The organism is Streptomyces sp. SCSIO 75703 (assembly GCF_036607905.1).
GTDB lineage: Bacteria > Actinomycetota > Actinomycetes > Streptomycetales > Streptomycetaceae > Streptomyces.
Genome location: NZ_CP144555.1, coordinates 6,165,366 through 6,178,591, shown reverse-complemented (window position 1 = coordinate 6,178,591; position 13,226 = coordinate 6,165,366). Strand labels below are relative to the sequence as shown.

Here is a 13,226-nt window from a genome sequence, read left to right as displayed (position 1 = left end):
CCGGCCGGATCCCCGAGCCACCCGCCCGGCCGCACGCTCCTACGGCGACGCGCTCCGCCGCCGGTCGAACTCGGCCACGTTGCGCTGGTGCTCGGCGTAGTCGGCGGTGAAGCGGGTGTCGCCCGGCGCGACCGTGACGAAGTACAGCCACTTCCCCGGCGTCGGATTGACGGCGGCGTGCACGGCGTCGTCACCGGGGTTGTTGATGGGCGTCGGCGGCAGCCCCATGCGCTGGTAGGAGTTGTACGGGCTGTCGGTCTTCGTGTCCTCGACGGTGGTCGTGAGGGTGGAGCGGTTCAGCGCGTAGTTGATGGTGGAGTCCATCTGCAACGGCATGCCGCGCTCCAGCCGGTTGAAGACCACCCGGGCGACCTTGCCCATGTCCTCCTTGGTGGCCGCCTCCGCCTGGACGAGGCTGGCGATGGTGACGGCCTGGTAGACGTCGATCGCGTTGCGCTGGGCTCCGGCGGCGACGGGGGCCGCGCGGAAACGCTTGCCGGCCGTCTCCACCATGGTGGTGAGCAGTTTCTCCGGGGTGCTCTCCCCGTCGAGGGGGTACGTCGCCGGGAAGAGGTACCCCTCGGGGTCGCCGTCCGCGTCGGGGGGAAGCTCGAGTCCGGCTTCGGCGAGCGACTTCCCGGTGGTTCCGGCGGGCAGGCCGAGTGCCTCGTCGACAGCCGCGTAGACCTGGCTCGCGCGCCGGCCCTCGGGGATGACCAGCGAGGCGGGGCGGGATTCTCCGTCGCCGCCGGACGACATCAGCGGCAGCGCCACGGCGGTGCCCGCCACGATCGCTCCGGCCGTGGTCACGCAGATGCGGCCCCGGCGGGTCAGACGGACCCTCCGGCCGGTCCCGCCGCGGGGTCCGTTCCCGGTCCTCGTGGTGTTCCGGGCGCCCCTCGCGCCCCGTCGCGGAGTGTTCGTGTGCATGCGGGCACGGTAACCCTGACGCCCCGACAAGCCCGGCATATGATCATCTTGCCTGCATCAGTCGGGTGGTCATCCGGTCGGCGTCAGGCGGGCGTCCCGGCGCACCAGGGCGGCGTATCGGCCGTCGAGCCGCATCAGTTCCTCGTGGGTGCCCTGCTCCGCCACGCTTCCGGCGTCGAGGACCACGATCCGGTCGGCGCCGCGGACCGTGGACAGGCGGTGGGCGATGGTGACGGTGGTGCGGTTGGCGGCGAGGGCGTCGATGGCGTCCTGCACGGCGGCCTCGGTCCGGTTGTCCAGGGCGCTGGTCGCCTCGTCGAGGACGAGGACGGGCGGGTCGCGCAGGATGGTGCGGGCGATGGCCAGGCGCTGCTTCTCCCCGCCGGAGAACCGGTGGCCGCGTTCGCCGACGACCGTGTCGTAGCCGTCCGGCAGGGCGGCGATGTGGTCGTGGATCTGGGCCGCCCTGGCGGCCTCGACCAGTTCCTCGTCGGTGGCTTCGGGCTTGGCGAAGCGCAGGTTCTCGGCGACGGAGGCGTGGAAGAGGTACGTCTCCTGGGAGACGACGCCCACCGCGCGGGCGAGGGTGTCGAAGTCGAGGTCGCGCACGTCGACCCCGTCGAGGGTGACCCGGCCGCCGGTCACGTCGTACAGGCGCGGCACGAGGTGGCCGAAGGTGGACTTGCCGGCGCCGGTGGGGCCGACGACGGCGAGGCTGCCGCCGGCGGGGACGGTGAGGTCGACGCCGTCGAGGACGGGCGTGTCCGTGCCGTCGTAGCGGAACTCGACGTTCTCGAACCGCAGCTCGCCCTTGATCCGGTCGAGGTGGACGGGGTCGGCGCGTTCGGTGATGTCCACGGGCAGGTCGAGGTATTCGAAGATGCGCTGGAACAGCGCCAGCGAGGTCTGGATCTGCACGCCGGTCGACAGCAGGCTCACGGCCGGGCGGAACAGGCCCTGCTGGAGCGAGACGAAGGCGACGATCGTGCCGAGGGAGACGCCGGGGCCGCCGAGTCGCAGGGTGAGGCCCGCCGTCCAGTAGATGACGGCCGGCATGGCGGCCATCACGATCGTGATGACGGACATGCGCCAGCGGCCCGCCATGTTCGACTTGACCTCCAGGTCGACCAGCCGCTCGGACTCGTCGGAGAAGGCCCGCGTCAGCGAGTCGGAGCGGCCCATGGTGCGGCCGAGGAGGATGCCGCTGACGGAGAGCGATTCGGTGACGGTCGCGGCCATGGCGGCCATCTGCTTCTGACGCCGGGTGGTGATCTTCCGGCGTTCGGTGCCGACCCGGCGGCTGATCCACACGAAGACCGGCAGCAGCAGGAGCGAGACGGCCGTCAGCCTCCAGTCCAGGGCGATCATGGCGACGATCGTGGCGACCACGCTCGTGAGGTTGGAGACCAGGGAGGTGGCCGTGGAGGTGACGGTGGCCTGCATGCCGCCGATGTCGTTGGCGATGCGGGACTGCACCTCGCCGGTGCGGGTGCGGGTGAAGAAGGCGAGGGACATGCGCTGCAGCCGTCCGTAGACGGCGGTGCGCAGGTCGTGCATGACGCGCTGGCCGACGGTGGTGGAGATCAGCGTCTGGAGCACGCCGAAGACGCTGGTGAGGACGGCGCCGAGGATCATGCCGAGGGCGAGCAGGCTCAGCAGGCCGGTACGGCCCTCGGGGATGGCGACGTCGAGGATCTCCCGCAGCAGGAAGGGCGTGGCGACGGACACCAGCGAGGCGGCGCCGACGAGCAGCCCGACGACGGCCAGCCGGCCGCGGTAGGGGCGGAAGAGCCCGAGGATGCGGCGCACCTGCCGGGGCTGCCCCCTCTCGTCGGCAGGCGTGTTCGGCAGGGGTTCACGGGGGGTGCGCATGGGCTCCTACGGGGGTCGGCGGGGCAGGGCGGGAAAGCCTTGCGGATCATTGGTCATTGTTACCTATACTCACAATGAATGCCATCCTGATATTGTTCCCGTATGACGGCCCCCGACCCCGACGGCCTGCTCGCCGAGCAGTTGCTGCGGCTCACCCGCCGGGTGCACCGCATCCAGAAGCGCCACCTCGAACGGGGCGGGCTCGGCATCACACCCGCCCAGTCCCGGCTGCTGCGCACCCTGGCGCACTACGGCTCCCCGCCCCGCATGTCCGACCTGGCGGAGCGCCTGGAGGTCGTGCCGCGGGCGGTGACGACGCTGGTCGACGGGTTGGAGGCGGCCGGGATGGTGCGGCGCGCACAGGACCCGGCCAACCGGCGGGTGATCCGGATCGAGCTGACCGACGAGGGGCTCGGCGCCCTGCGCGAACTGCGCGGCGCGCGCCGGCTGGCCGCGGAGGAGATCCTCGCCCCGCTGACGGACGAACAGCGCGCCCAACTCGGCGGCCTCCTCGACACGCTGATCGACGGTCCCGCGCCGGAGGGGGACGCCGGCGCGCCGTAGCGTACGCGCGTGGCGTAGGGGGCCTCGCCGGCAGGACGAACGGCTTCCCCGGCAGGGATCAGGCGGCCAGGTGTGCCTTGTCCCCCATCACGACCACCGGGTGCCGGCCTGGGTCCAGGGTGCGCAGCAGGTACTCCATCGCCGGCTTGGGCAGGCTGACGCAGGCGGAGGTGCCGCTGCCGTGGTCCATGTGGAGCCAGATGCCGCCACCCTTGGCCGCGCCCTCGGGACGGGTCGGGTCGTTCGGGGACGTGCCCTTGACCCGGTTGTAGTCGACGGCGATGACGTAGTCGAAGTCGTGCCAGTACGCCTTGTCCCACCAGCGGGGCGCCGCGAACGACGCCGAGCGCGTGTAGGGCAGCCCGCCGTCCGGTGCGGGGTCCGGGAGCACACCGCCCGCGTCGGTGAGGGTGTACACGCCGACAGGGCTGCGCTTGTCGTCCTCCCTGTGGTCGGTCGTCCAGCCCTTCCTGCCGTTGTGCGCGGCCCAGGAGCGGTCCCGGTGCCAGGCCGATCCCTGCTTCGTGTACAGCACGACCGTGGAGTCGGCGGAGTCCTCTCCCTCCCCGTACACCGCGACGACCTGCCGGGATTCGGCGGGGATGCGGGCCTGGTACCGGTCACCGACACCGGGGAGACGAGTCGGGTCGGCCGTGTCGGCACCGCGGTCACCGGCGCCCCCGGCCGGGCGTGTCGCGCCCGGGTTCTCGCCGCTGCCGGCCGGTGCGCGGCAGGCGGTGAGCCCGAACGCTCCGGTCAGCAGGAGACCCAGGGCCGCCGCCGCGACCGCCGTACGCCGTGCACCGCCGTTGCCACCGCCGCCGTTTCGCATCTCCCCATGGTCCCACTCCACGCGGAGACCTCCGCCTCCGCGACCGGTCTCCGGCCGACGCCGTCGGCCGTGCCTCCGCGATCCCTGCCTACGAGGCAAGGGCAGGCCGCCTTCCCCCGTAACGGGGAACGACGGGAAGATCCTTCCCTCACGGTCGTCCCGGGCCGGCCGTCGGCCGCTTCCGCCCGGTGTGCCGGGCGGCTCGCGGCCCGACCACCGCGTACGACGGGTGACGCGTCACGACGTCACCGCCGTGCCGCGGCGACGGCCACCAGCCGGAACCGTGCCATGCGCGGGATATTCGCTTGATTCCGGGCGCGCGCCGAGGCGAACCTTTTGCGGTTTGCACCCTGTTGACGCCGCGTCGCGCGGCACCTCCTGAACCGAGCCGCTGGGACCTCATGCAGATCCAAGACCTTCCGTATCCCGACCCGGGCGTGCCCGACACACGCTCGGGCCCCCGATTGCTGTGGTGGCTCTTCCGCAACCAACTTGGCGGCCAGCTCAAGGCGCTCGCCTGGGGGCTCCTGCACTTCGCCTCCGTCTCCGCCCTGCCGTTCTGTGTGGGCTTCGCCGTCCAGGCCGTCGTCGACCGCTCCGGCTCCCGGCTCGCCCTCGCGGGCGGCCTGATGCTGCTGTGCTGCGCGGGTAACGCGCTGGGCGACACCTTCCTGCACCGCGCCGCCGTCACCAACTGGATCACCGCCGCGAGCCGCGTCCAGCAACTCCTCGCCCGCAGGGCCGCGCTGCTCGGCTCGGCCCTGACCCGCCGCGTCGCCGCCGGTGAGGTCGTCGCCGTCTCCACGGGCGACGTCGAGAAGATCGGCTGGTTCGTGGAGGCCGTCTCCCGCTTCACCGCGGCGGCCCTGACCATCGTGCTGGTCTGCGGCGGACTCGTCGTCTACGAACCGGCGCTCGGCCTCGTCGTCGCGCTCGGCCTGCCGGTGCTGGCCCTGGCCGTACTGCCCCTGCTGCCCCGCGCCACCCAGCGGGCCGACGTCCAGCGCGCCAAGGCGGGCCGGGCCACCGAACTCGCCTCGGACACCGTGGCCGGACTGCGCGTACTGCGCGGCATCGGCGGTGAGGAACTCTTCCTCGACCGCTACCGCTCCGCCTCCCAGGAAGTCCGCCACGCGGCCGTGCGCAGTGCCCGCATGTGGTCGCTGATCTCCGCGATCCAGGTCCTGCTCCCCGGTCTGCTGCTGATCGCGGTGGTCTGGTACGGGGTGCACCTGGCCCAGGACGGCCGCGTCGGCGTCGGCGCGCTCGTCACCGTCTACAGCTCCGTCATGATCCTGACGTACCCGCTGCGGCACTTCGAGGAGATCGCCATGGCGTACTCCTTCTCCCGGCCCTCCGCCCAGCGCGCCGCGCGGGTGCTCTCCCTGGAGCGGGCCACGGACACCGGTGGGTCACGCCCCGCGGAGGTCCCCTCCGGCGACCTGCACGATCCGGCGACCGGTCTGCTCGCGCCGGCCGGAGTGCTCACCACCGTGGTGTGCGGAGACCCCGACGTGGCCGGACGGCTGGCCGAACGGCTCGGCGGGCACTCCTGCGAACCGGGCGAGTCGGCCCTGCTGGGCGGAGTACCGCTCGACGAGTTGCCGCTCGACTGCGCGCGTACCGCCGTACTGGTCCAGGACAAGGACCCGGTCCTGCTCTCCGGCACCCTGCGCGATCTGCTCGACGTCCCCTCGTCCGGCGCCGTCGGCACGGACGCGGCCCTGTCCGCGGCCCAGTGCGAGGACGTGCTGGCGGCGCTTGTACAGGGTTCGGTCGGGGTCGAGGACCCCCTCGACGCCCGCCTCACCGAACGGGGCCGTTCCCTGTCGGGCGGCCAGCGCCAGCGGCTCGCCCTGGCCAGGTCCCTGATCGCGGACCCGGAGGTGCTGGTGCTGGACGAGCCGACCTCCGCGGTGGACTCGCACACGGAGGCCCGGATCGCGCGGGGCCTGCGCGACCTCCGTGCGAAGCGCACCACCGTCGTGTTCACCTCCTCCCCGCTGCTGCTGGACCGCGCGGACCGCGTCGTGTTCCTGCACGACGGCACCGTCGCCGCGGTCGGCACGCACCGTGACCTGCTCGTCTGCGAGCCCCGCTACCGGGCCGTGGTCACCCGGGAGACCGGGGAGGGCGACGCCCCCGCCGGGCGAACCGTCCTCGCGGAGGACGACGTCCCGCACCGACTGGAAGAGATCGAGGAGACGGCATGATCGGCGTGGCGCCACCGTCGTACGACCCGGCGGCTCCCACCACGGCGAGCACCCTGCCCGTCGGCGCTCCCGCGACCGTCCGCGCGTACGCGGGCGAACTGCTGCGCAGGCACCGCCGTGCCTTCACCCTCCTCATCCTGGTGAACACGATCGCCGTGCTCGCCTCGATGGCCGGGCCCTACCTCCTCGGCGGTCTGGTGGAGCGCGTCTCGGCCGGCGCGAGCGACCTCCGCCTGGAGATCACGGTCATCCTGTTCGTGATCGCGCTGCTGATCCAGGCCGCGTTCAACCGCGAGGTGCGCCTGCGCGGCGCCGTCCTCGGCGAACGGATGCTCGCCGATCTCCGCGAGGACTTCCTCGTGCGCTCGGTCGGCCTGCCGCCCGGCGTGCTGGAACGCGCCGGCACCGGCGACCTGCTCTCCCGCATCACCACGGACGTCGACCGGCTCGCCAACGCCATGCGCGAGGCGGTGCCCCTGCTGGCCATCGGCGCGGTGTGGGTGGTGCTGCTGCTCGCCGGCCTCGTCGTCACCGCGCCGCTCCTGGCGCCCGTGGTGCTGCTCGCCGTGCCCCTGCTGGTGATCGGCTGCCGCTGGTACTTCCGCCGGGCGCCCTCGGGCTACCGCTCGGAGGCGGCCGGATACGCCGCCGTGGCGGCGGCCCTCGCCGAGACCGTGGACGCCGGGCGCACCGTCGAGGCCCACCGGCTCGCCGACCGCCGTGTCGCCCTCTCCGAGCGCCGCATCAAGGAGTGGACGGCCTGGGAGCGCTACACGCTCTGGCTGCGGTCGGTGCTCTTCCCGATCGTCAACGTCACCCATGTGACCGTGCTCGCCTCCGTGCTGCTCGTCGGCGGCGTGTTCGTCCTCCAGGGGTGGATCGGTGTCGGCCAGTTGACGACGGCGGCGCTGATCGCGCAGATGCTCGTCGATCCGGTCGGCATCATCCTGCGCTGGTACGACGAACTCCAGGTGGCCCAGGTCTCCCTGGCCCGTCTGGTGGGCGTCCGGGACATCGAGCCGGAGGCAGGTGACGCGAGCCTCGCTCCGGACGGACGGCACGTCCGCGCCGACCGGGTGCACTTCGGCTACCTGGAGGGCGTCGACGTCCTGCGCCAGGTGTCCCTGGAGGTCGCCCCCGGCACGAGGATGGCGCTCGTCGGCCCCTCCGGCGCCGGCAAGTCGACCCTGGGCCGGCTGCTCGCCGGGATCTACGGGCCGCGGGCGGGCCACATCACCCTGGGCGGGGCCGAACTCTCCCGGATGCCCGCGGAGCGCGTCCGCTCGCACGTCGCCCTCGTCAACCAGGAACACCACGTCTTCGTGGGCTCCCTGCGTGACAACCTCCGTCTCGCCCGCTCCGACGCCGCCGACGCCGAGCTGTGGGCGGCGCTGGGCGCGGTCGACGCGGACGCCTGGGCCCGCGCTCTCGACGACGGTCTGGACACCGAGGTCGGCTCGGGCGGCTTCGCCCTCACCCCGGCGCAGGCCCAGCAGATCGCCCTCGCCCGCCTGGTGCTGGCCGACCCGCACACTCTCGTGCTGGACGAGGCGACGTCGTTGCTCGACCCGCGTGCCGCCCGCGATCTCGAACGGTCGCTGGCCCGCGTGCTGGACGGCCGCACGGTCGTCGCCATCGCCCACCGTCTGCACACCGCCCACGACGCGGACGTCATCGCCGTCGTCGAGGACGGCCGCATCACGGAACTCGGCAGCCACGCCGACCTGGTCGCCGCCGACGGCGCCTACGCGGCCTTGTGGCGCTCCTGGCACGGCTGAGCGGGGCGACGGGCGTCGCCGGGCGGTGGCGACGGGCGAGGCTCGGGTCTGCGGGGTGCGGGGTGTGCGGGGCTTGTCTCGGGGGCTCCCGGTCCGTCGACGCCGGCCCGGAGCGGTGGCGGCTCCGGGCGGTGACGGCGGGCCCCTCCCCGGCGGGGCCCTCCCCCGGCGGGCCCTCCCCCGGTAGGCCCAGAGCCGGTGGACGGGCCCTTCGGCATGCCGGGCCATGGCCTTCCGTGTCCCAGGGGCACCGGCCCCCTCCCGGCCCCGGCGTCCTCCGTGTCCGGGAGGGGGCCGGGACGTCCGGCCGCCGGCTGCCGGTCGGCATGCCGACGGGATGCCGACCGGGCTTGGTTTGGTTTCGGCCGCCCCGGCGGGTCCGGCACCGCTCGGTCCCAGGTCGCCAAGGTCCGGCACCCGGCCGCCGCCTCCTGCCGTTGCGCGGTCCCGAACGGCAGTGGAAGGGTGGAAGCAGGCACCGGCTCCGGGACGGCCCGCAACCGTGCGGCCCGGCGACAGCGGCGCCCGTGCGCCCGCGCGGGGGGCCGCACACCGCGGTCCACGGCGTGCGGGTGCCCGCCCCCACCCCCTGGAGGTATCCGTGAACAGCGTCGATGGATGGGGAGACGACGTCTACCAGCCCGACGGCTCCGAGCAGCGGGAGGACACCGGCCTGCTCGACGCGGAGGACACCCTGGAGCACGACGGCGTGGACGATCCGCTGGACCGGGGCTGGTCCCCGCCCGAGCGGCCCTGGGCGGTGGAGCACACCGGCGTGACCGCGGAGGAGGGCCACCGGGGGGAGACGCTGGACCAGCGGCTCGCCGACGAACAGCCGGAGATCGCCCCGCCCGACGGCGACGACCTGGGCGACTGCTCCGGTACCGACGGGGAACTGCTGGACGACGAGGTGGGCGCCGACCGCTCCGGCCGACTGGTGGCGCCGGATGAGGGGACCCGGGAGGACGAGGAGCCCTCGCTGGTGGCCCAGGACATCGGTATCGACGGCGCGGCGGCCTCCGCGGAGGAAGCCGCGGTGCACGTCGTCGACGAGGACTCCCTGCCCCGCTGACGTGGTCCGGTGCGGGCCTGCCGTGCCGCGGACCCGTCGATCCGCGCCGTTCGAGGAGTTGCCATGCAGAAGGACAAGCACCCCGACTACCACGCCGTCGTCTTCCGTGACCGCGCCGCCGGGTACGCCTTCCTCACCCGGTCCACCGCGACCAGCGAGCAGACCATCGCCTGGGATGACGGGGAGACCTACCCGGTGGTGGACGTGGAGATCTCCTCGGAGAGCCACCCCTTCTACACGGGCAAGGCCAGGACGGTGGACTCCGAGGGACGCGTCGCCCGCTTCGAACGGCGCTACGGCGGCGAGGGCAAGGGCGCCGGGACGCAGAGCTGACCGGCCCGGACGGCACCGGGGCGAGAAGGGGTCCGGAGTCGGGCCTGCGTGACCCGCCGGACGGGGCCACCCGTCCCAGGGCACCGGGCGGCACGCCCGCCCCTCGGCTGTCGGTGCCGGCCCCGGCCCGGGAACGTCCCGGACGCGCCCGAAGCCCCGGACCTCCTCAGATGAAGTTGAGCGCCGCCGCGCAGCCGACCCCGCCGAGCACCATGAACGCCGGCATGAGCACCTTCAGCTCGACCCAGCTCCCGGCCCGGAAGCGCATGACCTTCGGCGGACCGATCGGGTACCAGCGCTTGCGGCCCACCGGTATCGGCCACAGGATCGGGCAGCCGGAGACGGTCAGCGCGTCCCCGATGTCGTGTACCAGCGCGCCCAGCACGATCGGCAGTCCGAGCCACAGGTACTCCTGGCCCGGGGCGGTGAACAGCCAGTCCGATCCGCCGGCCGGCTGGTCCAGGATGCCGGCGAGTATCCAGGAACTGGTCGCGGCCAGCAGCCAGACCAGCACGTCGCTGCTGGAACCCCGGGTGGCCCGCCACAACAGCCCCTCGATCGCGAGCACCATGTGCACGAAGAGGATGCCCAGCACCGCCCAGCGGCCCCCGGTGATGGCGGCGACCGAGGTGGCCGCCCCGATCAGGACCGCCCACAGCCAGGTGTGCGTCAGGGTGCGGTGCCCGCCGGAGCGGCGGGGGTCGCCCGGTTTGCGGGTGGCCTTGTAGACCGAGTAGGACAGTTTGTCGACGATCTCGCACAGGCGCTGGGAGACCGGCCCGAAGGCCCGGGAGATGGTCGCGGCCTTGTGGTCGAGGTCCGGGGCGAGGGCGGCACCCGCGCAGATCAGGGCGCCGACCAGCAGCACCGGCCAGGGCATCGGATGGCCCGCGGCGGCGGTCGCCGCGCCGACACCGAGCCAGGCGGCGGCTCCCGACAGTGAGTGTGCTGGTCCCATCATCGCCGCTGCCCGCCCCATTCCTCGTGTGCCGCTGTCCAGTTGTCCGGTTCCGCCGATGCCCGGCCGACGCTCCAGCGTAGCGTTCATGATCTTCGTACGGGCATCCGATTCCCCCCGAGGGGCTCACGGCAGGCAAGATGGGAACGTGACCCTCATCGATCAGCTGCCGCCGACCGCCGACCCCGACGCCCTGTACGAAGCCTTCGAATCCTGGTCCCAGGAACGCGGTCTCACGCTCTACCCCCACCAGGAGGAGGCGCTGATCGAGGTGGTCTCCGGCGCGAACGTGATCGTGTCGACGCCCACCGGGTCCGGCAAGAGCATGATCGCCGCCGGCGCCCACTTCGCCGCGCTCGCCCGCGACGAGGTCACCTTCTACACGGCCCCGATCAAGGCACTGGTGTCGGAGAAGTTCTTCGAACTGTGCAAGATCTTCGGCACCGAGAACGTCGGCATGCTCACCGGCGACGCGTCCGTGAACGCGGACGCCCCCGTGATCTGCTGCACCGCCGAGGTCCTGGCGTCGATCGCGCTGCGCGACGGCAGGAACGCCGACGTCGGACAGGTCGTGATGGACGAGTTCCACTTCTACGCGGAGCCGGACCGCGGCTGGGCGTGGCAGATCCCCCTGCTGGAACTGCCGCAGGCGCAGTTCGTGCTGATGTCGGCCACCCTCGGCGACGTGTCGTTCTTCGAGAAGGACCTCACCCGTCGCACGGGCCGGCCCACCGCGGTGGTCCGCTCGGCCACCCGCCCCGTGCCCCTGTCCTACGAGTACCGCTACACCCCGCTCACCGAGACCCTCACCGACCTGCTGGAGGCCCGGCAGGCACCCGTCTACATCGTGCACTTCACGCAGGCCCAGGCCGTGGAGCGGGCGCAGGCGCTGATGAGCATCAACATGTGCTCGCGGGAGGAGAAGGACCGGATCGCCGAGCTGATCGGCAACTTCCGCTTCACCACCAAGTTCGGCCGCAACCTCTCCCGCTACGTCCGGCACGGCATCGGCGTGCACCACGCCGGCATGCTGCCCAAGTACCGGCGGCTGGTGGAGAAGCTCGCCCAGGCCGGTCTGCTGAAGGTGATCTGCGGCACCGACACGCTCGGCGTGGGCGTCAACGTACCCATCCGCACGGTGCTGTTCACGGCGCTGACCAAGTACGACGGCAGCCGTGTCCGTACGCTGCGGGCCCGCGAGTTCCACCAGATCGCGGGCCGGGCCGGACGCGCCGGGTTCGACACGGAGGGATTCGTCGTCGCCCAGGCTCCCGAGCACGTCATCGAGAACGAGAAGGCGTTGGCCAAGGCCGGCGACGACCCGAAGAAGCGGCGGAAGGTCGTCCGTAAGAAGGCGCCGGAAGGCTTCGTCGCCTGGTCGGAAACCACCTTCGAGAAGCTCATCGCCTCCGAGCCGGAACCGCTGACGTCCCGTTTCCGGGTGACGCACACGATGCTGCTGTCGGTGATCGCCCGTCCGGGCAACGCCTTCGACGCGATGCGACACCTTCTGGAGGACAACCACGAGCCCCGCCGACAGCAACTGCGGCACATCCGGCGGGCCATCGCCATCTACCGCTCCCTGCTGGACGGGGGGATCGTCGAGAAGCTGGACTCCCCCGACTCCGAGGGCCGCGTCGTCCGCCTGACGGTGGACCTGCAACAGGACTTCGCGCTCAACCAGCCGCTGTCCACGTTCGCCCTCGCCGCCTTCGAACTGCTCGACCCGGAATCCCCCTCCTACGCGCTGGACATGGTGTCCGTCGTGGAATCCACCCTGGACGACCCGCGGCAGATCCTCGCCGCCCAGCAGAACAAGGCGCGCGGCGAGGCCGTGGCCGCGATGAAGGCGGACGGGGTCGAGTACGAGGAGCGCATGGAGCGCCTCCAGGACGTGACGTACCCGAAGCCGCTGGAGGAACTGCTCTTCCACGCCTACGACACCTACCGCCGCAGCCACCCGTGGGTCGGTGACCATCCGCTGTCGCCGAAGTCGGTCATCCGCGACATGTACGAGCGGGCGCTGACCTTCACGGAGCTGGTCTCGCACTACGAGCTGGCCCGCACCGAGGGCATCGTGCTGCGCTACCTCGCCAGTGCCTACAAGGCCCTCGACCACACCGTCCCGGACGACCTCAAGTCCGAGGACCTCCAGGACCTCGTCGAGTGGCTGGGCGAGATGGTCCGCCAGGTGGACTCCAGCCTCCTGGACGAGTGGGAGCAGCTCGCCAACCCGGAGGAGATGACCGCCGAGGAGGCCCAGGAGAAGGCCGACCAGGTGCGGCCGGTCACCACCAACGCGCGCGCCTTCCGCGTCCTGGTCCGCAACGCCCTGTTCCGGCGGGTTGAGCTGGCCGCCCTCGACCAGATCGCCGAGCTGGGCGAGATGGACGCCGACGCCGGCTGGGACGCCGACGCCTGGGGCGAGGCCATGGACGGCTACTGGGACGAGTACGACGACCTCGGCACCGGCCCCGACGCCCGCGGCCCCAAGCTGCTGGTCATCGAGGAGGAACCGCAGAACGGCCTGTGGCGGGTGCGGCAGATCTTCGACGACCCGAACGGCGACCACGACTGGGGCATCAGCGCGGAGGTCGACCTCACGGCCTCCGACGCGGAGAGCCGGGCCGTCCTCCGCGTCACCCATGTCGGCCAACTCTGAGCGCGGGAGCAC

Annotated in this window: 10 protein-coding genes; 6 read left to right on the top strand and 4 right to left on the bottom strand. The window is 72.5% G+C overall.

The genetic code is table 11. The features are described 5' to 3' along the window. Positions 1-39: 39 nt before the first annotated feature. Together mltG and VM636_RS27350 are read right to left on the bottom strand one after the other, a co-directional pair. Positions 40-930 (bottom strand): endolytic transglycosylase MltG, encoded by an 891-nt coding sequence (gene mltG, locus VM636_RS27355; protein WP_078855602.1) that lies wholly within the window; start codon positions 928-930, stop codon positions 40-42. 69 nt (positions 931-999) lie between these two features. After that, on the bottom strand, positions 1,000-2,802 hold the full coding sequence (locus VM636_RS27350; RefSeq protein ID WP_338485935.1) for an ABC transporter ATP-binding protein: 1,803 nt from the start codon (positions 2,800-2,802) through the stop codon (positions 1,000-1,002). Positions 2,803-2,904: 102 nt separating this feature from the next. On the opposite strand from VM636_RS27350, the gene VM636_RS27345 reads away from it, so the two are divergent. Continuing rightward, the gene (locus tag VM636_RS27345) at positions 2,905-3,366 is read left to right on the top strand and encodes a MarR family transcriptional regulator (RefSeq protein ID WP_030417625.1); all 462 of its coding nucleotides are present in this window, start codon (positions 2,905-2,907) and stop codon (positions 3,364-3,366) included. A gap of 58 nt (positions 3,367-3,424) precedes the next feature. On the opposite strand, the gene VM636_RS27340 is transcribed toward VM636_RS27345, so the two are convergent. Then, positions 3,425-4,198 (bottom strand): L,D-transpeptidase family protein, encoded by a 774-nt coding sequence (locus VM636_RS27340; protein ID WP_338486464.1) that lies wholly within the window; start codon positions 4,196-4,198, stop codon positions 3,425-3,427. Between the two features lie 401 nt (positions 4,199-4,599). On the opposite strand from VM636_RS27340, the gene VM636_RS27335 reads away from it, so the two are divergent. The 4 genes from VM636_RS27335 (at position 4,600) to VM636_RS27320 (ending at position 9,594) form a co-directional block, all read left to right on the top strand. Further along, positions 4,600-6,411: an ABC transporter ATP-binding protein gene (locus VM636_RS27335; RefSeq protein ID WP_338485934.1), complete on the top strand. Its 1,812-nt coding sequence runs from the start codon at positions 4,600-4,602 to the stop codon at positions 6,409-6,411. Further along, positions 6,408-8,189 carry an ABC transporter ATP-binding protein gene (locus VM636_RS27330; RefSeq protein ID WP_338485933.1) on the top strand — a complete coding sequence of 594 codons (1,782 nt, stop codon included), beginning with the start codon at positions 6,408-6,410 and terminating at the stop codon, positions 8,187-8,189. The genes VM636_RS27335 and VM636_RS27330 overlap by 4 nt, the downstream gene beginning before the upstream one ends. Positions 8,190-8,790: 601 nt before the next feature. Then, positions 8,791-9,261, top strand: a complete 471-nt coding sequence (locus VM636_RS27325; protein WP_053913166.1) for a DUF5709 domain-containing protein — start codon at positions 8,791-8,793, stop codon at positions 9,259-9,261. Between the two features lie 63 nt (positions 9,262-9,324). Further along, positions 9,325-9,594 carry a type B 50S ribosomal protein L31 gene (locus VM636_RS27320; protein ID WP_030417630.1) on the top strand — a complete coding sequence of 90 codons (270 nt, stop codon included), beginning with the start codon at positions 9,325-9,327 and terminating at the stop codon, positions 9,592-9,594. A gap of 166 nt (positions 9,595-9,760) precedes the next feature. On the opposite strand, the gene VM636_RS27315 is transcribed toward VM636_RS27320, so the two are convergent. After that, entirely contained in the window at positions 9,761-10,555 is a 795-nt protein-coding gene (locus VM636_RS27315; protein WP_030417631.1) for a metal-dependent hydrolase, read from the bottom strand. A gap of 145 nt (positions 10,556-10,700) precedes the next feature. Between VM636_RS27315 and VM636_RS27310 the strand changes: the two genes are divergently transcribed. Beyond that, positions 10,701-13,214 carry a DEAD/DEAH box helicase gene (locus tag VM636_RS27310; RefSeq protein ID WP_030417632.1) on the top strand — a complete coding sequence of 838 codons (2,514 nt, stop codon included), beginning with the start codon at positions 10,701-10,703 and terminating at the stop codon, positions 13,212-13,214. The last annotated feature ends 12 nt before the right edge of the window (positions 13,215-13,226 follow it).